This window comes from Chryseobacterium capnotolerans, assembly GCF_021278965.1.
GTDB classification, from domain to species: Bacteria; Bacteroidota; Bacteroidia; order Flavobacteriales; family Weeksellaceae; genus Chryseobacterium; species Chryseobacterium capnotolerans.
This window is the reverse complement of the sequence record NZ_CP065589.1, coordinates 3,252,753-3,273,607: the sequence shown is the minus strand read 5'-3', so window position 1 is coordinate 3,273,607 and position 20,855 is coordinate 3,252,753. Positions and strand designations below refer to the sequence as shown.

Here is a 20,855-nt window from a genome sequence, read left to right as displayed (position 1 = left end):
TTGGTAAATTTACAAAAAATTTAATGTCCTAATGTATCAGAAACTAACTCCTAAACAAAAAGCATTAACAATTAATCTAGATCCTACTATTTATGGTACTTTCGCAGAAATTGGAGCAGGGCAGGAGACTGTTCGTCACTTTTTTAGAGCAGGGGGAGCTTCCGGTACGATTGCTAAAGCGATGTCTGCTTATGACAAAGATTTTAGTGATGCCATCTACGGAAAAGAAGTAAAAAACAGGTATGTTACCCAGAATAGACTTCGCAAAATGCTTCGTTATGAAGTAGCATTGATCGAAGAGAGAATTTCAAGGGATAACAATCCGGACAGAAAGTTCTTTTCCTATGCCAATACAGTTACCACCATCAACTTCGACAAGACAGTAAAAGGCCACGGCTGGGTGGGAATCCGTTTTCAGACTAAAGAAAATGAAGATTACAACGAGATTGTTATTCACGTGAAATTCAATGAGAATGATGCAACTCTTCAGCAGGAAACGCTGGGTAATCTGGGGGTAAACCTTATTTTCGGAGCCTTTAATTACTTTGATAATCCAAGAACTTTAGTAGAATCTTTATACGATGATGTAGCAAAAGACAACCTAGAAATTGATATGATCGATTTCAGCGGACCCGCTTTTTCTTATGTTGATAATAGATTGATGTCTCTTCAGTTGGTGAAGAATGGTATGACTGATGCGGTGATCTTCAATTCTCAAGGGAACAATATGCTTCCGGCAGATGTATTGTACAAGAAAAATATCTTTGCGGTAAGAGGAAGTTTCAGACCTGTAACGAAGGTGAATATTGATATGCTTCAGAACGGAATGGATATGTTCCTGAAAGATGCAATCTGTACCCATGAAGAAACAGAAGTTCTTATTGAAATTACCATTTCCAATCTGAGAGCAGATGGAGATATTGATGAAAGAGACTTTCTGGATAGGGTAGATATTCTAGGCAAATTGGGATATACCGTTATTATTTCAAACTTCTCAGAATATTATAGACTCATTGATTATTTCGCGTCTTATACAAACGGAAATATCGGAGTTGCGATGGGGGTAAACAACCTATTGATGGTATTTGATGAAAAATATTATCAGAACCTTTCAGGGGGAATTCTTGAGGCATTCGGTAAGTTTTTCCGAAACGGAATGAGAGTATATCTGTATCCTTATAAAGATCCTGAAACTCACCAGTTATTAGATTCTACTAACCTTAAAGTAGAAGAAAACCTTAAGGAATTGTATAAATATTTCATGCGTAACAATCGTATTGTAGATATTACGAATTACAATCCTGAGTTTTTGGAAATCTATTCCAGAGAAATTTTAAGAAAAATAGCAGGCTGTATCAAAGGCTGGGAAACTCAGGTTCCTGAAGGTGTAGCAGAAATGATCAAAGAGCGTGGAATGTTCGGATATAAAGAAGAACTTCCTTTAAAACAATTCTCTTAAAAATTAATATAATGTCAGAATTAAAGAAAAGACTTTCCTCTATTCTTGAAAGTCCAAAACATAATACAGAAGAGAAACTTGAAAAGGTTTGTCACTTACTGGATCAGGAAATTTCTTATTTCAACTGGACAGGTTTCTACTTTAAAAATGGTGATAAAGATGAATTGATCTTAGGACCATATGTAGGAGCTCCAACTGATCATACCATCATCCCTTACGGAAAAGGAATCTGCGGACAGGTAGCGGTTTCCAATGAAACATTTGTAGTGCCTGATGTGCATGAAGAAAGCAATTATCTGAGCTGTTCAATTGATACCAAGGCTGAAATTGTTGTTCCAATCTTTAAAGACGGGATAAACATCGGTCAGATTGATATTGATTCTCATACCATTGATCCTTTTACGGCAGAAGACCGTGAATTGCTGGAATGGCTTTGTAATGAAGTTTCCAAAATTCTGTAATTGAAACTTCAATGAAAATATAGACTCCGGCTTGTATTGGCCGGAGTTTTTTTTATGGATTATTGGTGGTAATAACAAACATAATCAAAGGCTCATTTCCTGTATTTTCTATAGAATGATATCCGATAGAGCTGATAGCGGTAATATCTCCTTTCTGAAGTATTTTTTTACGGACCGGTCCTTCTGTCCCGGTTCTTTCCCGATATTCTCCGGTTCCATGCACTACAACGTATAATTCTTCTTCGTTTCTTTCATAATGAGTATGAAACCCGGATTCATCCCCTTTATTTAATAAAACCATATAGGCTGCCAAACGGTTATTAGCCAGTTCTTTCTGCTCGAACATTTGTATCATATGCACAGTTCCGTTTCCGCCATACATATTTTCTCGTTTATCGATGCGTGTAAGGGTTCGCTCCTCCTTTCCAAATGGCATTACATAAAGGTGGATGTATTTCGAAACTTCCTGTATTACTTGATCAAATTCTGCTCCTTCAGATAATATAACAGTACCAGACATATAAAGTTCAATGTTTAAAGTTTAATGTTTAGAGTTTATCCTTTGCTGCATCATTTGAATTTCAGCCAGCAGTTCTTTAAAATAATTTTCACATTTTGCAATATGCGTTCCATACCAGGAAAATGCCTCTCCATCTACAATCATGATTTTTTTATCGGGATAAAAAGCCCGTAGTTCTTCAATATGTTTTTCTTTAAATGGAAAGGGTTCGGAAGACAGCATGATCACATCCGCTTTTTCCAGATCTTCAGGGGTAATCTCCGGATATCGGGTTTTATCTTTGAAAATATTTTCAAAACCTATTTCAGTCAGTATTTTATGGATAAATGTATCTGAACCTACAGTCATATACGGATTTTTCCAGATGAGGTAAGCTGCTTTTACCGGAGAGTCAAGTTTAGTTTGATTGAGGATTTCGTAGATTTTCAGATTGAAAAGCTGCGCTCTTTCTTCTTTTCCAAAAAGCTTTCCCAGGTTTTTAAGCAGGTAATAATTGTCTTCAATGGTTTCCACATTGGTTACCGTAACCTTGAAGTCATCCATTAAGGCTTCCACCTGTTCTTTAATGTTTTCCTCTTTATTGGCAAGAATCAGGTCAGGTTGAAGAGCTTTGATTTTATCAATATTTATATTTTTTGTTCCACCAATAACCGGAACATTTTTTACTCTTTCTTCGGGATGGATACAGAATTTTGTTCGCCCGATAATTTCATTTTCAGTAAGGCCTAAGTCGAATAATGCCTCTGTAATAGAGGGTACAAGTGAAACGATTTTCATATTGGCATGTTAGATGATGCCTAAAATTACAAAAGTTTTCCGGTTAAGAAAAATCCAGCTACTGTAAAATAGATGATTAATCCGGTAACATCTACTAAGGTTGCTACAAATGGAGCAGAAGATGTTGCAGGGTCTAGCTTTAGCTTCTTTAAAACAAACGGAATCATAGAACCTGATAAAGTTCCCCATAGCACAATCGCAATCAAAGAAACAGATACACTGAGTCCTACATATACCCAATATTGGCCATAATCAAAAAGGCCAACTTTCTGCCACAGCATAATTCTGATAAAACCGATAAGTCCCAGAATAGCACCCAGACATAATCCGGAGATGATTTCCTTCCTCATAACGTACCACCAGTCTTTAAGATTGATCTCCTGAAGGGCCATTGCACGGATAATCAATGTTGCAGCCTGTGATCCTGAATTACCTCCACTGGAAATAATTAAAGGAACAAATAAGGCAAGAACTACTGCTTTTTCAATTTCCTTATCGAAATATCCCATTGCAGAGGCAGTCAGCATTTCAGAAACAAACAGGATGATTAACCAGGTTGCCCTTTTTTTAATCATTTCGGTCCAGGAAGTTTGAGTATAGGGAAGATCTAATGCTTCCAATCCCCCGAACTTCTGGATATCCTCGGTATTTTGTTGTTCAATCTGGTCAAGGATGTCATCAATGGTAACAATTCCTACTAAAACTCCTGCTTCTGTAATAATAGGTAATGCACCACGGTCATATTTTTCAAAATAGGTTACCGCATCTTCTTTTGATGTTGTGGTAGTAATCGCTACAAAGTGATTATCTGTAATATCAGATACCAAAGTATCTTCCTCTTCTAATAATAATGTACCAATAGCAAGGTCATCAATCAGGCGGTTTCTTTCATCCACTACATACAGGTAGTTCATGGTTTCCACTCTTTTTCCTACCTTTTTGATCTGTTGAAGACATCGTTTTACGCTCCATTCCTTACGGATCTGGATGTAATAAGGCGTCATCAGACGGGCAATAGAATCAGAATTGTAGCCCAGAAGCTTCAGGGCAATTCTCCTTTCCTGTGGATTAAGATGATTGATGGAGTACTTAATCAGTTCATCAGGAAAGTCTTCAAAAAGGGCAGTTCTGTCATCAGGAGTCATGGCGTTCAGAATTTCTGAAACCTCGTCACTTCCGATGCTTCTGATCGTATCTTCCTGGAAATCCGGATCAAGATGAGAAAAAACCTCTGCTTTGTACTCTTTCGGAACCTTCAGGAATGCGAGCAGCCGCTCGTCAGCTGGAAGTTCGCTGAGAGTTTCGGCAATATCGGCAGGGTTGAAGATAAGTTCGTCTCTAGAATTCAAAACGTGAAATTTTTAGGATATGCAAAAATAATTCAAATTTTTAAGACTGAGTAATAAACTGGGAAATTTAAGGATTTATTAAAGTCTAAAACTTGGAAAACAGCATTAAAAAACACCCACCGGGGTGGATGTTAAAAATTAAATTTAAAAATATCCTTTTAATCAAGAATAGGTTCACATTCTAAAATAGGAGAGGGAGTGCACATGCCTCCAATATAACATTCTCCATAATCACATTTAGGATAGGTATTTCTGCATTTTTTCATTTACAGGCTCACTTTTATGGCTCTTTGTTCCTTTCTGCTGAGCTTTTTAAGATTTGAATTTTTTATGAGAATTGTTTTTAGATTAAAATTCCAAATTATTCTTCAAAACAGATATATTCCATACAAACCCCTTTGCAGCACATTCCGAAGATACATTGTGAGTGCTCTGTACATCTTGTAAGACCCGCTCCCTTAATTTGCTTTGCAGTTTCTCTACTGATTTTCTTTAAATTTTTCATAGTTTTTTAGATTTAATTGTTATACTAAAATAATAAATATTTTTCAATTATTCATTTGTTGGTGAAAATGATTATTTGGAAATAAATATTTGATTTTTATTGTTTTGTGTGAATGAAAAACGCCTGGAAATAGGCGTTAAAAGTTTCTGGTTATTCCATTGCACAAGGATTGAGAACACATACATTTCGGCAGCATGCTCCACCCGGACATTGATAATGTTCCGTACATCTTTTAATAATTCCGCTGCCTTGAATTTGTTTTTGTGCTTCCCTGTTGATTTTCTTTAAATTTTTCATGTGATTTGTTTTAAATAGTTAGTTTAATAATGTTAGTACTCCAGACAAATGAACGGTGAACAGATTCCATTGCAGCACCATCCCACAGAACATGGATTGATGTCACTGCATTTGTCAATCTTCCCGCCATTAATTTGCTTTGCTGATTCTCTACTGATTTTCTTTAAATTTTTCATATAATTTAGATTTTATTGTCAGACTAAAATAGTAAATAATTTTCAATTATCCATCTATTGGTGAAAATATTTAATTGATAATCAGTTAATTATGCTTTTTTTGATCCTGTCATAAAAAAAGCATCTGAAAAACAGATGCTAAATGTAATTGTATTTTCTAATCTAATATAGGACACATGTACGGACTACAAACACCCTCACAACACCATCCTATTGTGCATGGTCTTGTATTGCTGCATCTTGCAATAGCTCCTCCATTGATTTGCTTTGCTGATTCTCTACTGATTTTCTTTAAATTTTTCATATAATTTAGATTTTATTGTCAGACTAAAATAGTAAATAATTTTCAATTATTCATCTATTGGTGAAAATATTTAACTGAAAACCAATTAAGTGTAAGGAAATTTGTGAGATTAGAAGCAATTTTATTGAAGTTAGAATCCTTGCCGGTTAGATATAGATCAATGTATCATCTAATATCTTTGGGCTTTTGAACAAAGACAAATTAAAGGAAAAAAGAAAAATATATGCATCATTGATGATTCACTTATGAAGTAAAATTGCTTATAGACAATGCTTTAATAGAATAATATGCTCAGTAGAAGAGCAGTCTAACATTGAATTTAGAACTTTTAAATGTTATAGTTCTGCCTCTGTGGGCTTAAGTTTTCTTAGTTTTTTAATAATACCTTTGATGGCGCCTTCTGTACCAATTTTCACCGAATTAACTGTAGAGCCTAGAAGACGCATGTTTTTACGATAAGTGTCATGATCTGTTTCTGTCACAAGATTTCCATCGGCCCCAAAAAGTTTCATGCTTACTACCACCTGATTAGAGAACACATATTTTCCAAAGCCAACTTTGAAGTAACGGACTTTGGATACAATGGCAAAATCAGCATCGTTATTTGAGCAGTAATCTAAAATGGTTTGCTTATCTATACTGTCGTAGGAAACCTGAACTTCTGCACGCAGCATTTTATTTCTTCTGCTGCTGAAGTTATCAGAGACAACATCAAAGAAGGCGTTATTGGTAGGCTCTTTTATTTCATCAATATCAGGCTCTACCTCAGGATTGAAGTATAGAACTTTCTTTATTTTGTCATCAGCATTTTTCTGTGCCTTTACTGAGGTAAAGCCAATGAATAAAAAAGTAGTAACTGCTGTAAAGAATATAAATTTTCTCATTTGTAATTCGAATGCAAAATTACTGCCTTTTCGTCGAATTGTGTAAAATTTATTAAGAAATTTTTAACATTTTTTTCTATCAAATTTGATTTATGAAATCAATAATGTTTGCAGATTCAAAAAATAGTCGTAATTTTGCACCCGTTACATAATAATCATTAAACAATATTGGAATGTACTTAACAACAGACAAAAAGCAGGAAATTTTCGCACAACACGGGAAATCTGCACAGGACACAGGAAGCGCAGAAGGACAAATCGCTCTTTTCACTTTCAGAATTAATCACTTATCTCAGCACTTAAAGGCTAACCGTCACGATTTCAACACAGAGAGATCTCTAGTGAAATTAGTAGGTAAGAGAAAAAGTTTACTAGATTACCTTAAGAAAAAAGATATCGCAAGATATAGAGCAATTATTGCTGCATTAGGACTAAGAAAATAATCTATAAAGATTTTCAAAATAAAGCAACTTCGAAAGAGGTTGCTTTTTTTGTTGTATATCATCCGAGATAAAGTCGAAATATAAACTTAGGAATAAAAAAACATATTATATTTTCTGCGCAACAAGGTTGCGTATTTGTTTTTTTACTTTGCACTATCAAAAACAAGAGCTTCAAAGGAAATAATATAAAAAAACATACTATGAAAATACGATTCAAAAATAAAGAGAGTGCATTAAAAACAAACCTGTTTCAGGATGAATATAGAGTAGTTGCTAAAGAGGCAGACCTTGAAGGAGGGTATACATACGTTTTTTTTAACGAGAATCTACAGGAGGTGAGTGTGAAAGATACTCATGTGGAAATTACAGATGATGATATGTCTGATATGGTTCAGAGAAATGATCTTTGGTATGGACGTGAATTTTATGTTAATGAGCTTTTAATGAATCGGATAGAGTTGAAGCAAGGACATATTATCAGTACCCGTACTGTTTGGCTGGCAAGTAAAGCTTTCAGATATTTCGAAGAATATAATTATGAAATTCCAGATGCTTATAGAAATAGAGTTTTTAATGAAGATTATAAGATGAATCTTATTGAAGGGTTTCTGATGGCTGTAAACCCTTATATGGGAAGAAAATTTATTGGTGGAAACTATTTTGAAAGTTTTGAGTTCTATAAAGGAAAAGCTATTTCGGAAATTGAGCTGGAGATCAATGATAGTATTGAAGAACTGAACGTCATAGAATATAAACAGCTTTTGAAAAATTTTATAGAAAGATATTTACACGATACTGAGGCGAATACAGAAAACTCCAAAGGATTTTCTAATACACTTTTTGCTTTAATAGACGCTCTTTTTATCTACGATATCACTCGTATTTTTTCTTATAAAACCTTTTACAATAATTGTTTTGTCATAGAACATCAGCATGAATATTATTATCTAAATCAGTTTTGGTGGGGATAATCAATTATTCTTTGTTTTTCCCAATCTTACCTAAATGCGTATTCTGAAAACTATCAGGATATTTCAATCCATATCCTAATATTCTATCAAAAGCTGAATGAGATAACAAAATGGCTCCAATCATTTGTAAATAGGGTAGTGATAAGGTTATTCCGAGAAGATAAACAATAATAGCTACTCCAAAATGATGAAATAGATTATAACAAAATGCACCTATTTTATTATTGATAGTATAACCCAGCATAGAAAGATCAGGCGCAAGAAATAAAGCAGAAAACCACCACCAGGAATATTCTGTTTGGGCAAATGCGAAAACTCCGAGGATTAAAAAGGCTGCGTATTCAAGTTTTAATTGAGTTTTCATCAGGATTGAAAGTTTTAATATTCTGTAAAGTAAGTCGGTATTTTGAAAACAATGTTACATGCTTAGAGTTTTGAAAGATAAAATATTGTTGTATAATACAATAAATTTGTGTGTTGTTGGCAAAATAATAATGTTGGGAAACACTAGATCACTAAGATTTTATAGGCTTTCTGTTCTAAAGCGTAAGGATTTTATCTTTGATACAATTGATTATGGATAGATTATTCTCTTGCAGATTTTGCAGATGACGTAGATTTTTAGAATAACTTTTTAATTGCTACAAATACAATAATGATTTTAATCTATGCGACTAAGTAGTTTAAAAATAAATTGGTTATCTACATAGAAAATAGGCTGAAAAAATAGGCTGCTTCATTTTTTGAAGCAGCCTATTTTAAAATTATATTTTTATATCGTATTAATGTCCTGATTTCGCTTCAGCGCTTTCTACGTGCCCAAGGTATTTTGTGCAGTAGGCTCCGAAAATTAGAATGATCAGATAGCAGAAAACAGGAATGATAAATGAATGCTGTACTCCAAACTGATCTGCTAAAAGTCCCTGGAAAATAGGAACAATTGCTCCGCCCAAAATCGCCATAACAACTAAGGATGAACCTTGACTTGTATACTTTCCTAATCCTGAAATTGCCAGAGTATAAATGTTTGAGAACATAATAGAATTAAAAATTCCGATTCCTAAAACACTGTACATCGCCATTTCGCCGTGGTTAACCATGGTAGAGATCAATAAAATGACATTGATAGCCGCAAAGATGGAAAGGGTTCTTGCCGGGGCAGCTTTGCCCACAAAAAATGCAGCAAAATTGAGTAATATAAATACTAAGAAGAAGCTGATTTGCTCAAAGCTAAGGTTTACAATACTGAAGATCACAAGGAATACTAACGCTGCGGCACCCAGCATAAATATTGCTTTTTTAGCCTGGCTAATAGAATGATTTAACGAAATTGCTCCTAAGAAACGCCCGATCATTGCTCCACCCCAATATAAGGAAAGGTAATTTTTACTGATCGCTTCATTGAATTTCATAGTTTCTTCAAGGAAACTGATAATGAAACTTCCTACCGCCACTTCGCCACCTACGTAGCAAAACATCGCAAAAACTCCGAATTTTAAGTGGTTGAATTTCAATGCACCCCAACCCTGTACGGTTTCTTCTGTTTCCATTTGAAAGGAAGGGAGTTTTACCCTTGAAATTAATAACCCTACCAATAAAAGAATGGCAGCGAAGATTAAATAAGGTATTCTGGTAGCAACTGCACTGAAGGTTCCATCCGGCTCAGAAAACAGTTCGAAAATTAAATGTCCTCCCAAGACAGGTGCAATCGTTGTTCCGAAAGCATTGAAAGCTTGGGTCATATTTAAACGGCTGGATGCAGAATCTTCTGAACCAAGCAAAGAAACGTATGCATTGGCCGTAATTTGTAACACGGTGAATCCTAATCCCAAAATAAATAATGCTCCGAGGAATAAAGGATAATAAGAGAATGTTGCGGCCGGATAAAACAGGATGCAGCCTAATGCCGCTAAACCGATTCCGAAAAGAATTCCTTTTTGTATCCAACTTTATTAATGGGATCCCCTTGAGAAATAGAGATCAGAAAATAAATCAAAGATCCGATAAAGTAAGCTCCAAAGAAGCAGAACTGTACCAGCATAGACTCGAAAAAGGTGAGATTGAATAGTTGTTTCAGGTAAGGAATCAGGATGTCATTCATACAGGTAATGAATCCCCACATAAAAAACAGCAGGGTGATGGTAATCAATGGAACCGTATAATTCCTGCTTTGAGATGGTACTTCTTTATTATTCATAAACATTTATTTATTGTGTAAGGAAGAAATCTTCCTTCGCTTTTTGCCTACAGCATTGTATTTGGTGAAGTAGGGCAAATATAGGGATCAGCCTATGGTTTTGCAATTATTTTAATGGTTTTTATAATGAAATGTATACTTTTCATCATCGTACACTATTATTTTCATTTTTTGAGACAATAATACAAAAACAGCAGGGTTTTTCCAATACAATATCGTGAAAAAATGGGTGTTGTTTTGATAAATAATAAATGTGTTTGAATGATTAATGTTAATTTTTGAGACTTTCATAAAACTGAAAGCCAAATTTTTGTAATTTGACAGTCTATTTATGCAATTGAAAAATTTAATATATCATTATTATATAGTACCTTTGCAAACGAAAATTTAAAGAGTTTAAATATTAATCATACTCAATACGGAGTATAAAGAAGCAAATTATATGAGTATACCTCAAGCGTTTACAGAAACGATTACCCTTGTAGACGGAAGGGAAATCACTATTGAAACGGGAAAGCTGGCTAAGCAGGCTGACGGATCTGTAGTGGTGAAATGTGGTGGAACAATGCTATTAGCAACTGTTGTAGCCAACAAAGAAGCAAATCCTGGTGTAGACTTTTTACCATTAACAGTAGATTATAGAGAAAAGTTTTATGCAGGTGGAAGAATTCCTGGAAATTTCTTCCGTAGAGAAGCAAAACCATCTGATGATGAAGTGCTTACAATGAGATTGGTGGACAGAGTATTGCGTCCTCTTTTCCCTGAAGATTTCCACGCGGAAGTACAGGTGATGATCTCATTAATTTCTTACGATAAAGAAGTAATGCCTGAAGCTTTAGCAGGTTTGGCAGCTTCTGCAGCTATTGCAATTACAGATATTCCTTTCAACGGACCAATGTCTGAAGCAAGAGTAGTAAGAATTGACGGACAATTAGCCGTTAACCCAAGCTATGAAAACCTATTAAAATCTGATATCGATATTATGGTGGGAGCTACAAAAGACTCCATCGTAATGGTAGAAGGTGAAATGAAAGAGATTTCTGAGCAGGAAATGCTTGAAGCTATCAATTTCGCTCATGCAGAGATCAAAAAGCAGATCGAAGCTCAGGAAAGATTAGCTGAAAAAGTAGGAAAAGCTTTCCCTAAGAGAGAATACAGCCACGAAGACCACGATGAGGAAATTCGTGAAAAAGTATGGAAAGAGTGCTATGACAAAGTATATGAAGTAGCAAAGACTCCATCTAATAAAGAAGAAAGAGGAGATAAATTCAAAGCAATTCGTGAAGAATTCTTAGCACAGTATGCTGAAAACGAAGAAGAATTGGCAAGAGTAACTCCTTTCGTTAAAGTATATTACCATGACGTAGAGAAAGAAGCTATGCGTCAGATGATCCTTGAAGACAATATCCGTCTAGATGGTCGTGATCCGCAAACGATCCGTCCGATCTGGTCAGAAATCGATTACCTTCCGGGAGCTCACGGTTCAGCAATCTTCACCAGAGGAGAGACTCAGTCTTTAACTGCTGTAACTTTAGGTTCTGTAAAGGATGCCAACATGATCGACAGCGTAATTACGCAGCACGACGAAAGATTCTTCCTACACTATAACTTCCCTCCATTCTCTACAGGTGAAGCAAGACCTTTAAGAGGAACTTCAAGAAGAGAAGTAGGACACGGAAACTTAGCACAGAGAGCTTTAACAGCTGTTATTCCAGCAGAAAATCCATACACCATCAGAATCGTTTCTGACATCCTTGAATCTAACGGTTCATCTTCAATGGCAACTGTTTGTGCAGGAACATTAGCACTAATGGATGCGGGGGTTCAGATTACAAAACCGGTTTCTGGTATTGCAATGGGATTAATTACTGATACAAAGTCAGGTAAATTCACTGTACTTTCTGATATCTTGGGAGACGAAGATCACCTTGGAGATATGGACTTTAAAGTAACAGGTACTGCAGATGGTATCACTGCTTGTCAGATGGATATCAAAATTCAAGGACTTTCTATGGATATCATGGAGAAAGCTTTGATGCAGGCTAAAGACGGAAGATTACACATCCTAAATAAAATCACTGAAACAATTGCTGCACCTAGAACAGACGTGAAACCTCACGCACCGAAGATGGTAGTAATGGAGATCGCTAAAGACTTCATTGGTGCTGTTATAGGACCTGGTGGAAAAATTATCCAACAATTACAAAAAGATACTGATACGGTTATTGCGATTGAAGAAATCGGAGAAATCGGACGTATCGAAATTGCAGGAACAGACAGAGAGAAAATCAATGCTGCTATTGCGAAGATCAATGAAATTACTTTCGTACCGGTTGTAGGTGAAGTTTACAAAGGTAAAGTAGTGAAAGTAATGGACTTCGGAGCTTTCGTTGCTATTGCTAAAGGAACAGAAGGTCTTCTTCACATTTCTGAAATTGAATGGGCTCGTTTAGACAAAGTTCCTTATGCTGAAGGTGATGAAGTAGAAGTTAAATTTATGGGTTACGATGATCGTAAGAAAATGAAGCTTTCACGTAAAGTTCTTTTACCAAGACCTCCAAGACCTGAAAGACCAGAAGGACAAGGGAGACCAGAAGGTCAAGGTAGACCAGACGGACAAAGAAGACCGGATGGGCAGAGAAGACCAGAAGGACAAAGACCACAAGCTGAAAAACCAGCTGAAGATCAGACTCCTTCTACTGAAGCTTAAGAATCATTCTTAAATATAAAGAAATCCCTCAATTTTGAGGGATTTCTTGTTTTAAATAGGTTTTTTTGTTGGAAAACGCAAAGGCGCAAAGTTTTTAAATAGAATGCTGTTTTTAAGACGCAAGAGAATCAAAGATTCTCAGCAAGGATGCTGTTTTATTTTGCTACGAATGCCTTTTGCAAATCTAAAGGCATTCGTGGCGATTAAAATATAGATTTTGTATACACCTATCACCATCTGAGTCACCTGCAAAATCAGTGAGAGATCTGTAGCATTCAATTTTATCACAGATAAAATTCTTGCGACTTAAAAACAAAGTAAGGGTATAAAATTCCTTGCGTCTTCGCATTTTTCCAACAGCTGAACAGAATTTAGCTTCCCGCTCTCTGCTTAAGATCATCTGCTCCTCCTGTTTTTCTAGGTTGTCCATTTTTAGAAGAACCAAAATTGTAAGTGTAGGAAAGTGTTACCACACGGGTATCTCTTTTCACGGCAAAGTTTTCGAGATAATCATTATAAACTGTTTGCCCTTTTATATTGCTTGTAAAGAATACATCTGTAAAGGAGAATTTCAGGGTACTGTTGTTTTTAAACTTCTTCTGGGCACCGATATTTAAGTACCAATTAGGGCTTACGTTCAGATAAGCATATACTTCTTTAGCTTTATAATTTCCGGTTAATTCTGCCGTGAATCCGTTTCCTAATTTGAAGGAGTTGATGCTGTTGATATTAAATGTAAAGTTTCCTTTGTTGTTGATCTGTGTTCCGGAAACATTTCCGGTGTAGGAACCGTAATAAAAGTTGGCGCTGTTGTTCATATCCCACCATTTGGTTACTTTCACAGGAGCAATCAGGTATAATCCGTAATAGGATACTGAGTTCAGATTCTCAAAAGTCTGTACTGTTACATTTTGGCCATCTTCAGAAATGGGTTTCAGAATATCTGTAATATTATCTGAAGTTCTGCTGTAGCTTAATGTCGCAAAATATTTATTGCTGAGACTGTAAGTAAGTTCATAATTCATTGTCGTCTGCGGATTCAGGTCCTGGTTTCCTGCTCTCATGGTTGTGGGATCAAGATAGAGTTTGAAGGGATTCAACTGGTTGTAACTAGGTCTCGTAATTCTTCTGCTAAGATTCACTTCCAGATTGCTTTTCTCTGTCAAATCATAAGATAATACAGCACTAGGGAACAATTGAGTATAGTTTCGTTTGTTCACCTGATTAGTAGCAAGCTGTGTTCCTTTTACATTGGTGTTTTCAAGCCTTAAACCAGCTGTAGCTTTAAATTTATCCCATTTTTTAGAAACGTTTCCATAAATAGCATTGATGTTTTCCTCATAAATGAAATGATTGGTTTTCCTAAGATCAGGTTTTAAAATACCATTATCAACATCAAAGAATTTCATGTCATTATCTGTTTTTACAAAGCTGGTCTTAATTCCGCTTTCAAGCTTCCATTCGTTTTTGAAATTTTTGGTAAGGTCTGATTTTAATGAATAAATATTCAGTTTTCCATTCATATCTCCCTTCATCATATCAAATTGGTCTGTATTGCCGATGATCTGATGGGTTCTTGTCTCAAAATTCTGTAAAGAAAAATTGGAATAGTTGATGTAGTCAAAATCGGTAGAAATTTCCGAGCCTAAAGAATCAATAGTGTATTTATGGTTGAGATTAAAGGAGACATTGGTCCAGTTATCATTAGACGTATTCTGAGTATTAAAAGTACTCTCAGGAGCACGATTACTGCCCAGAGTTGTATTGAAATTGTCACCATTAAGATTGAATTTATTGGAAACAAGTCCTATGGAAAACCCTAATACATTTTTATCATTCATATAGTAATCCATTCCAGCTTTCGCAATGTGGTTATTGAATTTGAACTTCAGATAGTTATCCTGTATATAAGCTTTTTTAAAATTATTGTTTTCATAAAAATTTCTATCCAGAACCAGCCCGTTGTAAGCTTCTCTGTAAGCAAAGCTGTAATTAGCGAATATATTGATCTTCTTGTTTCTGTGATTGATACTGATGCTGTTATTGTTTTTTACATATTTACCCATTCCTAAGGATGTGGAGATACTTCCGTTTGTCCCTTTTCTCTGCTCTTTTTTAAGTTTGATATTGATAATAGAAGATCCTGCCGCATCATATTTTGATGAAGGGTTGGTGATGAATTCTATTTTATCAATGGTAGACGACGGAATGCCCTTAAGGTAATTGGCCAGGTCACTTCCTGTCATTGGCGTATTCTTACCATCAATTTGGATTAAAAGATTCGATTTTCCCCGGAGGCTGATGTTATCATTATTGTCAATACCGATTCCAGGAGCTTTTTCTAATACTTCAAAGGCTGAGTTTCCGGTGCTGGCAATACTGTTTTCTACGTTCATAATCATTTTACCATCCTGTCTTTCAATCATAGGTTTGGCTTTGGTGATCGTTACCCCTTCAATAGATTTTACAGCAAGATCAATAGAAGGAAGAGTAGTGTTATCAGCTAATGAAATAGTATCCGAATGATATACCTCAGAGCCGTTTCTACTGATCTTTAAATGATAGGTTCCGCCTTTAAGGTCATTGAAACCAAATTTTCCATTGGAGTCTGCAATCTCTGTTTTAATTAACTTATTGTCAGCGTCCAGAAGGTTGATCTCCATCTGTTCTGCTTTATCTGATTTTATGCTCCCTGATAAGGAGAAATTCTGCATGGTCTGGGCTGATAGTACGCTGGTAAACAGCAATAGCAACCAGGTCAATGAGAGTGAAAATATTCTGGCCATAGTGTTTTACTTTTTAGGGTTGAGACAGTTTTCTGAAATTTTAAGCAAAGCGGAATACATCATTTCAAGTTCATCCTTTGAAACTCCTTTTAAGGCAATTTCACGGTTGTTTTCAACGATATTCTGAACTTCTTTGATCACCTTTTTCCGGAATCTGTTACTTCCAGATTGGTTTTTCTACGGTCATCAGGATGTACATGTCTTTTGATATACTCAGACTTTACCATTAAATCAATAATTCTTGTCACAGAAGCATTGTCCTTAAAAACAAGATCACCAATTTCATTCTGGGTAATTCCGGGGTTTTCCAGAATTGCTTTGATAATCAACCACTGATCGATGGTTATACTAAAACCATGGGCTTTCATTTGGCGTTGTGCATAGTTTCTATAGGCTCTGATCGCTTTATCTATATTGTAGAATATAATTGAATTTAATTTTCCCATATTTTTAAATTAAAATGACTTATCAATTATTGATATATCAACTAATTGGTTGCTGTAGTTTTTATTTCGTTACAACTTTCTGAAAATATTTTTATTAGAAAATTAAAAACTGTTGATAGATTTGCTCTTTTTTGTCGATGTATAGGCGTTTTTCAATGAATGAAAGTAATTTAAATAAAATAAATTCAGCTAAATAAATAGATTGAATTACAACTTTTATATCATAATCAATTTAAAAGAAACGAAGAAATATTAATTCAAACTATGGGGAAAATACCTATGTTTTTGCTGAACAATTTTACTTATTATTGTATCATAAAAACACAGATCCCAATGATAATTTATTATGTAAAAGAAGGACAATCCCTTGTTGACCTTTGTCATGAGATACAACTAGAGAACCCGGAATATTTAAAGGAATATAACAATCAGCATTGTTCTTTCTCTGAACGCTTTGATGGTGATATTGTTCAGGGAATGAAATTGTATATCCCATCATCTTCTGAAATCCTTGAGCTCAACAAAAAAATCAGAGACCATAATCAAAGCTTTTATGATTTCCCAACTAAAGGAAAATTCCCTTTTGATTTTAAACTTTGGGAAGGAACTTATCAAATTACCCAGACTACCTATTCTGATGATACAATCCTTGCAAAGTATGAAAACAAAGTAAGATTAGATCTTGAAGGAATTAAAAATGGGTATTATCACTTTCTCTTTTCAGTATTTGACTTTAGAAAAAATGAGGATGCTTCAGATACGAAAATGGGTACTCTTGCAAAGATGTGTATAGAGGCTATCTATCCAATTCGATATGGTATAGATCCTGAAGGAAAACTTATTGATATAGTACTGACAAAGAAAACAGAAGATATTGTTTCTGAATTGAATTCCATAAAGAACTTCTTCCCAGATCAATATTCCTCTGATTATATTGAAAAGATGAAAGGTATCATTGAAAATTCAGAAATCCTTTCTCAAAAGTTTAGAAGCACATTATTTAGCTTTTTTATGTTTGGGACATTGTATAGGACTAAATTAGGGAACTGGACGGACTCAAATGTATATTATGATTTTTGTCCCTGGATTTTTGATGCTCAGCCGATAAGGTTTGAATTTCAAAATACCTTGATGGCAAAAGATATTGTAGATGATGAACGGGTAAGGCTTCAGCAAAAAGGAATTTCTTCTGATAGTCGAAATCTGGAAGACCTATACTTTACAGATTCCAGGTTTGATGATAAGACAGATATAGGAAAAAAGCCTATAGATTGTGAACATTTTGCTGAATATTTTTTTAACAGAGAGAATTTATTATTGTATAAAATTGAAGCAGAATTTCAATATTTCGGGCATGAAAATATCCAGAGAGAAGATTTTTTATTAGAAAGAATTACAAATAATTATTAGATTTGAAAAACACCAAAATCACAATACGATGTCAGAAAATACTTCCCCTCACGATGGTAAATATTTCGTGATCCAAAAAGGTAAAGCCCAGTGTAATCAAGGGAATCAATTTCCACAGTTTAAAGTAACCTCGCACCAAAAACATTATTGGAATAACAAAGAAGGACAAGCAGATTATTTAGCCGTTACGGAAGATGATCTACAATTCACACCATCTGGCCCTAGCTTTGGGCAGTGCAAGCTGAAACCAAGTTCAGGCGGTTATTTACCTTGTGCTTTTGCTCCTGCTGGAAAATGGCAAAAAACCTATGAGAAAACTAAAGTCATGAACAAAAGTTGTGTCACGGAACTTTCTGAACTCATGTGTACAACAGGAGGAAAAATCACCATAAAAGAACATGGACAAACTGCGGAGATAACTAAGCGGAATGTCAGAAATGAAGACCCTAAAGAGCAACAGAATATAAATCCACTGCTTAATTACAAAGAATTTCAGGATGAACAGGAAGAAGATGTAAACATCTGCGAATAAACACACACAAATATGGGAAAATTAACAATCATCGGAAATGACAAGCCTGTGATAGGAAAACAGGAAATGTATTCTGTTGCTGCAATCAATGGCTGGCTGAATCCTTTACAACCTATTAAAAATCCTCTGCAAGTACCCAAAGCACATTGGGAAGTGATGGTACAAACCAAAACAGGATGGAGAAAAGGAGGAAGCGATAAAGAAGGCCAAATGGTTCCTTATATTTTCGGACAGAAAAGTTTGCTGCATAAAGGGATAAAGATTGTCGTACAACAAGGAAACGATAAAGGAGAACTTATTGTCCATCCACAACGGGCTAAAGAACCTAAAATAACCAGGGTGGAACTTCTGGACGCTAACTATAAACCTATTCCAAAAGGTAAAAAGTTAAGCTATAAAGATACCATTATTGCAAGAGCCTATTGTGTAGAAATGTTCGGGATGAATATTGCTTTTACCCTTTGGGAAGATGATGCACAGGGAGAAGGACACAACCCTACAGTAAATGCTTTGAATAAAATAAACCCAGTCCCTGTTCTTAGCAGAGTGAATGAAAAAGGAATGGCAGAAGCTGTTTTCAGATTACCTTTTTACACGATGGCTGTACTGATTGCTAATGCCCGAACTGCATCAGGTGATAAAAGTGAGGGACCCACTCATGAATATTACGTAACGGCTGATGTGGTTAGTAAGCATATACAAAAAGCAAGTCCTAATATTAATGTAGTTAACCCTACTTATAATCCAGAACCTCCAAGAAAAAGAGAGGCTCCTAAAGGGCATACTCCCTCACCAGCAAAGCCTAAAACACCTCCTACTCCAGAGAAACCTAAACCTGATGGAAATTCAGCAAAATTCCCAGTCACCACAGGCGGAAAAAAAGTGATGATCCACAAGGAAAGATACTGAGTGCCGAATTTGTAGATGGAAATGGTAACAGGCTCCATTCCTCAAAAGTAGGAACAACTGTAGTCGTAAAGATTACGGCCAAAGATATGAAGAATAAAAAAATAAAGATAAAGATATGGGAAGAGGATAATTTCGAGTGGACTAATGATTTGATTTATGAAAAAGATTATGTATTGGTAAGTGATACTAATTTTATAGGAGTACAGCTTACAAAACAGATGTTTGACAAAGCAAAAGGCTTCGGTACTGACAACAGTAGACAGGATTATTTTATAGAAGTAATACACAATGATACTTCTGTAAAATCAGCGGTGATGCCTGTGAGTGCGGATGCTGAGCCTACAAAGGTGGAGAGTGGGGATAGTGCAACGGCTGTGAAAGAACCGAAGCAAGGGAAAACTCCTACTAGTTGTATTTGTAAAGAACAATATAAAGATCTTGTTTGGGGTGGAAAAGTAAGTTGTGAGTTTAGGAAGAAAGTTGTACAAATTGCTAAGAATTTAGGCCTTCCACAAAAGGATCTTGAAGGAGCAAATTGGTTAATGACAATCATAGCATTAGAATCAGCATATAGCTTTAGTCCTAAAATTGGAACTTTTGGAAAAGATCCTGATGAAAGTAAGGCCAATAAATACATTGGATTAATTCAATTTGGTAAAGGAGCTGCATCAGATATTGGTACAACACGAACTCACCTAATGTCATTGACTGCGGAACAACAGCTAGAGTTTGTAGAAAAACATTTTAAGCAAAAAAAATTCGATAATTTATTAATCAGTAGAACAGCTTTATATCTTGCAGTAAATTATCCTAATTCAACGAAACATGCTTCAAATAAAAATTATGTTGTTTATAATAGTTCAAATGCCGCATATGATTCTAATGATTTATTTAAAAGAGAAAAGCATGAATATAAAATAAAGAAAGATGGTACAAAAGAATATCCCGATGATGTTGTGGGTTCTACATATGTTTGGGAAATGGAGGAAGCTTTGGAAGACGTTGGAAATTTGGGCAAATCTCATAAAGTTAAAAAATTTGAATGTGGTGTAAATAATGCTACAAATGAAAAGATAAATGCAAAAGATATAGTAACTTATCACATTTATGAGAATGGAACAATAGAAAAACATATTCCTAAAAAAATTAAGGAAGAGTATGCGAAAAAATATAAATATGTGTATCATGATAAAGAAAAAAACGAACATGAAATATGTATTGTAGACTGGTTTACAGTTGATAAGAGAAATAATGGAAAGAAGATAAGTTCAATTCCAAAAGGCTATATAAATACATATAGTTATCCTTCAGGGGGAAATGCAAAGACAGCTTATGAATATTCAAATGGTGACATTTGTGTTTCAGGTACAGAATATGGTTACAGAAAATATAGTAAAGGGCAAGGAAAAGTCCCACTTGTTAGAATGAAAGATAGTTTAAATTATAAGAAAAATGATATTAAAATTTTATACTCATTTCAACGTTCACAAAGACGATATTGCAACCCTGATGCTTATGCTGGATTTATAGGAGCATTAGCTAAATTAGGAAGGGAGGATGTTTTATGTACAGGTATGTGTTTTGCAGATGCAACAAGCTACCCAAGTGTTACACACCCTAACGGGGACTGTGCTGATACAGCATATTACTCTACTCAAGTATTAGAACAAAAAAAGTAAATGCATTTAAAGCTTTCCATTTTGAAAAAATTTATCGAGG

23 protein-coding genes are annotated in these 20,855 nt (G+C 35.0%); 9 read left to right on the top strand and 14 right to left on the bottom strand.

Features of this window, described 5'->3' with window-relative positions; all coding sequences use genetic code 11:
• Positions 1 to 31: 31 nt before the first annotated feature.
• Positions 32 to 1,459 (top strand): nicotinate-nucleotide adenylyltransferase, encoded by a 1,428-nt coding sequence (locus tag H5J24_RS15655; RefSeq protein ID WP_068942052.1) that lies wholly within the window; start codon positions 32 to 34, stop codon positions 1,457 to 1,459.
• Positions 1,460 to 1,470: 11 nt separating this feature from the next.
• Positions 1,471 to 1,920 carry a GAF domain-containing protein gene (locus H5J24_RS15650; protein ID WP_068942054.1) on the top strand — a complete coding sequence of 150 codons (450 nt, stop codon included), beginning with the start codon at positions 1,471 to 1,473 and terminating at the stop codon, positions 1,918 to 1,920.
• A 52-nt stretch (positions 1,921 to 1,972) separates the two neighbouring features.
• Here the strand turns inward: H5J24_RS15650 and H5J24_RS15645 are convergent, their stop codons facing one another.
• From H5J24_RS15645 to H5J24_RS15615, 8 genes are all read right to left on the bottom strand, one after another.
• Positions 1,973 to 2,440, bottom strand: coding sequence for a cupin domain-containing protein (locus H5J24_RS15645; protein ID WP_068942056.1), 468 nt, complete (start codon positions 2,438 to 2,440; stop codon positions 1,973 to 1,975).
• Positions 2,441 to 2,461: 21 nt separating this feature from the next.
• The gene (locus tag H5J24_RS15640) at positions 2,462 to 3,217 is read right to left on the bottom strand and encodes an ABC transporter substrate-binding protein (RefSeq protein WP_068942058.1); all 756 of its coding nucleotides are present in this window, start codon (positions 3,215 to 3,217) and stop codon (positions 2,462 to 2,464) included.
• 26 nt (positions 3,218 to 3,243) lie between these two features.
• Complete coding sequence (gene mgtE, locus H5J24_RS15635) at positions 3,244 to 4,566, bottom strand: magnesium transporter (RefSeq protein WP_068942060.1); 1,323 nt, start codon at positions 4,564 to 4,566, stop codon at positions 3,244 to 3,246.
• 361 nt (positions 4,567 to 4,927) lie between these two features.
• The gene (locus H5J24_RS15630) at positions 4,928 to 5,071 is read right to left on the bottom strand and encodes a bacteriocin-like protein (RefSeq protein WP_165601924.1); all 144 of its coding nucleotides are present in this window, start codon (positions 5,069 to 5,071) and stop codon (positions 4,928 to 4,930) included.
• A 150-nt stretch (positions 5,072 to 5,221) separates the two neighbouring features.
• Positions 5,222 to 5,368: a bacteriocin-like protein gene (locus H5J24_RS15625; RefSeq protein WP_167386983.1), complete on the bottom strand. Its 147-nt coding sequence runs from the start codon at positions 5,366 to 5,368 to the stop codon at positions 5,222 to 5,224.
• Positions 5,369 to 5,400: 32 nt separating this feature from the next.
• Positions 5,401 to 5,544 (bottom strand): bacteriocin-like protein, encoded by a 144-nt coding sequence (locus tag H5J24_RS15620; RefSeq protein ID WP_167386984.1) that lies wholly within the window; start codon positions 5,542 to 5,544, stop codon positions 5,401 to 5,403.
• 157 nt (positions 5,545 to 5,701) lie between these two features.
• A complete protein-coding gene (locus H5J24_RS26225; RefSeq protein WP_407918886.1) occupies positions 5,702 to 5,848 on the bottom strand; it encodes a bacteriocin-like protein in 147 nt (48 codons plus the stop codon).
• A 335-nt stretch (positions 5,849 to 6,183) separates the two neighbouring features.
• Complete coding sequence (locus H5J24_RS15615) at positions 6,184 to 6,732, bottom strand: pyruvate decarboxylase (protein WP_068942062.1); 549 nt, start codon at positions 6,730 to 6,732, stop codon at positions 6,184 to 6,186.
• Between the two features lie 173 nt (positions 6,733 to 6,905).
• On the opposite strand from H5J24_RS15615, the gene rpsO reads away from it, so the two are divergent.
• A complete protein-coding gene (rpsO, locus tag H5J24_RS15610) occupies positions 6,906 to 7,175 on the top strand; it encodes a 30S ribosomal protein S15 (RefSeq protein ID WP_045494446.1) in 270 nt (89 codons plus the stop codon).
• A 200-nt stretch (positions 7,176 to 7,375) separates the two neighbouring features.
• Complete coding sequence (locus tag H5J24_RS15605) at positions 7,376 to 8,146, top strand: hypothetical protein (protein WP_068942064.1); 771 nt, start codon at positions 7,376 to 7,378, stop codon at positions 8,144 to 8,146.
• Between the two features lie 4 nt (positions 8,147 to 8,150).
• On the opposite strand, the gene H5J24_RS15600 is transcribed toward H5J24_RS15605, so the two are convergent.
• The 3 genes from H5J24_RS15600 to H5J24_RS15590 all read right to left on the bottom strand — a co-directional run bounded on the left by H5J24_RS15600 (position 8,151) and on the right by H5J24_RS15590 (position 10,343).
• Entirely contained in the window at positions 8,151 to 8,510 is a 360-nt protein-coding gene (locus H5J24_RS15600) for a DUF4260 domain-containing protein (RefSeq protein ID WP_068942066.1), read from the bottom strand.
• A 418-nt stretch (positions 8,511 to 8,928) separates the two neighbouring features.
• Positions 8,929 to 10,038: an MFS transporter gene (locus H5J24_RS15595; RefSeq protein ID WP_232816382.1), complete on the bottom strand. Its 1,110-nt coding sequence runs from the start codon at positions 10,036 to 10,038 to the stop codon at positions 8,929 to 8,931.
• A gap of 17 nt (positions 10,039 to 10,055) precedes the next feature.
• Complete coding sequence (locus tag H5J24_RS15590; RefSeq protein WP_232815653.1) at positions 10,056 to 10,343, bottom strand: hypothetical protein; 288 nt, start codon at positions 10,341 to 10,343, stop codon at positions 10,056 to 10,058.
• A 442-nt stretch (positions 10,344 to 10,785) separates the two neighbouring features.
• Between H5J24_RS15590 and H5J24_RS15585 the strand changes: the two genes are divergently transcribed.
• Complete coding sequence (locus tag H5J24_RS15585) at positions 10,786 to 13,053, top strand: polyribonucleotide nucleotidyltransferase (RefSeq protein ID WP_232815652.1); 2,268 nt, start codon at positions 10,786 to 10,788, stop codon at positions 13,051 to 13,053.
• A 371-nt stretch (positions 13,054 to 13,424) separates the two neighbouring features.
• Here the strand turns inward: H5J24_RS15585 and H5J24_RS15580 are convergent, their stop codons facing one another.
• Genes H5J24_RS15580 through H5J24_RS15575 form a run of 3 tightly spaced genes read right to left on the bottom strand, consistent with a single transcriptional unit; the run spans position 13,425 to position 16,285 of the window.
• Complete coding sequence (locus H5J24_RS15580; protein WP_082811109.1) at positions 13,425 to 15,839, bottom strand: TonB-dependent receptor; 2,415 nt, start codon at positions 15,837 to 15,839, stop codon at positions 13,425 to 13,427.
• 6 nt (positions 15,840 to 15,845) lie between these two features.
• Entirely contained in the window at positions 15,846 to 15,980 is a 135-nt protein-coding gene (locus H5J24_RS25680) for a hypothetical protein (protein WP_283250725.1), read from the bottom strand.
• On the bottom strand, positions 15,977 to 16,285 hold the full coding sequence (locus tag H5J24_RS15575) for a MarR family winged helix-turn-helix transcriptional regulator (protein ID WP_232815651.1): 309 nt from the start codon (positions 16,283 to 16,285) through the stop codon (positions 15,977 to 15,979). Before H5J24_RS15575 ends, H5J24_RS25680 begins: the two co-directional genes overlap by 4 nt.
• Before the next feature lie 333 nt (positions 16,286 to 16,618).
• Here H5J24_RS15575 and H5J24_RS15570 point away from each other — a divergent pair, with 333 nt between their 5' ends.
• The 4 genes from H5J24_RS15570 (at position 16,619) to H5J24_RS15555 (ending at position 20,815) form a co-directional block, all read left to right on the top strand.
• Positions 16,619 to 17,695 (top strand): hypothetical protein, encoded by a 1,077-nt coding sequence (locus H5J24_RS15570; protein ID WP_141395648.1) that lies wholly within the window; start codon positions 16,619 to 16,621, stop codon positions 17,693 to 17,695.
• Positions 17,696 to 17,723: 28 nt separating this feature from the next.
• On the top strand, positions 17,724 to 18,227 hold the full coding sequence (locus tag H5J24_RS15565; protein ID WP_068942075.1) for a DUF4280 domain-containing protein: 504 nt from the start codon (positions 17,724 to 17,726) through the stop codon (positions 18,225 to 18,227).
• A gap of 12 nt (positions 18,228 to 18,239) precedes the next feature.
• Positions 18,240 to 19,136, top strand: coding sequence for a hypothetical protein (locus H5J24_RS15560; RefSeq protein WP_232815650.1), 897 nt, complete (start codon positions 18,240 to 18,242; stop codon positions 19,134 to 19,136).
• 86 nt (positions 19,137 to 19,222) lie between these two features.
• A complete protein-coding gene (locus tag H5J24_RS15555; RefSeq protein ID WP_232815649.1) occupies positions 19,223 to 20,815 on the top strand; it encodes a hypothetical protein in 1,593 nt (530 codons plus the stop codon).
• The last annotated feature ends 40 nt before the right edge of the window (positions 20,816 to 20,855 follow it).

What these genes read in the sequence shown, in the direction of transcription:
- H5J24_RS15655 (WP_068942052.1), top strand. Translation starts at nt 32, where the DNA reads ATGTATCAGAAACTAACTCCTAAACAAAAAGCATTAACAATTAATCTA.
- H5J24_RS15650 (WP_068942054.1), top strand. Translation starts at nt 1,471, where the DNA reads ATGTCAGAATTAAAGAAAAGACTTTCCTCTATTCTTGAAAGTCCAAAA.
- H5J24_RS15645 (WP_068942056.1), bottom strand. Translation starts at nt 2,440, where the DNA reads ATGTCTGGTACTGTTATATTATCTGAAGGAGCAGAATTTGATCAAGTA.
- H5J24_RS15640 (WP_068942058.1), bottom strand. Translation starts at nt 3,217, where the DNA reads ATGAAAATCGTTTCACTTGTACCCTCTATTACAGAGGCATTATTCGAC.
- H5J24_RS15630 (WP_165601924.1), bottom strand. Translation starts at nt 5,071, where the DNA reads ATGAAAAATTTAAAGAAAATCAGTAGAGAAACTGCAAAGCAAATTAAG.
- H5J24_RS15625 (WP_167386983.1), bottom strand. Translation starts at nt 5,368, where the DNA reads ATGAAAAATTTAAAGAAAATCAACAGGGAAGCACAAAAACAAATTCAA.
- H5J24_RS15620 (WP_167386984.1), bottom strand. Translation starts at nt 5,544, where the DNA reads ATGAAAAATTTAAAGAAAATCAGTAGAGAATCAGCAAAGCAAATTAAT.
- H5J24_RS26225 (WP_407918886.1), bottom strand. Translation starts at nt 5,848, where the DNA reads ATGAAAAATTTAAAGAAAATCAGTAGAGAATCAGCAAAGCAAATCAAT.
- H5J24_RS15615 (WP_068942062.1), bottom strand. Translation starts at nt 6,732, where the DNA reads ATGAGAAAATTTATATTCTTTACAGCAGTTACTACTTTTTTATTCATT.
- rpsO (WP_045494446.1), top strand. Translation starts at nt 6,906, where the DNA reads ATGTACTTAACAACAGACAAAAAGCAGGAAATTTTCGCACAACACGGG.
- H5J24_RS15605 (WP_068942064.1), top strand. Translation starts at nt 7,376, where the DNA reads ATGAAAATACGATTCAAAAATAAAGAGAGTGCATTAAAAACAAACCTG.
- H5J24_RS15600 (WP_068942066.1), bottom strand. Translation starts at nt 8,510, where the DNA reads ATGAAAACTCAATTAAAACTTGAATACGCAGCCTTTTTAATCCTCGGA.
- H5J24_RS15590 (WP_232815653.1), bottom strand. Translation starts at nt 10,343, where the DNA reads ATGAATAATAAAGAAGTACCATCTCAAAGCAGGAATTATACGGTTCCA.
- H5J24_RS15585 (WP_232815652.1), top strand. Translation starts at nt 10,786, where the DNA reads ATGAGTATACCTCAAGCGTTTACAGAAACGATTACCCTTGTAGACGGA.
- H5J24_RS15580 (WP_082811109.1), bottom strand. Translation starts at nt 15,839, where the DNA reads ATGGCCAGAATATTTTCACTCTCATTGACCTGGTTGCTATTGCTGTTT.
- H5J24_RS15575 (WP_232815651.1), bottom strand. Translation starts at nt 16,285, where the DNA reads ATGGGAAAATTAAATTCAATTATATTCTACAATATAGATAAAGCGATC.
- H5J24_RS15570 (WP_141395648.1), top strand. Translation starts at nt 16,619, where the DNA reads ATGATAATTTATTATGTAAAAGAAGGACAATCCCTTGTTGACCTTTGT.
- H5J24_RS15565 (WP_068942075.1), top strand. Translation starts at nt 17,724, where the DNA reads ATGTCAGAAAATACTTCCCCTCACGATGGTAAATATTTCGTGATCCAA.
- H5J24_RS15560 (WP_232815650.1), top strand. Translation starts at nt 18,240, where the DNA reads ATGGGAAAATTAACAATCATCGGAAATGACAAGCCTGTGATAGGAAAA.
- H5J24_RS15555 (WP_232815649.1), top strand. Translation starts at nt 19,223, where the DNA reads ATGAAGAATAAAAAAATAAAGATAAAGATATGGGAAGAGGATAATTTC.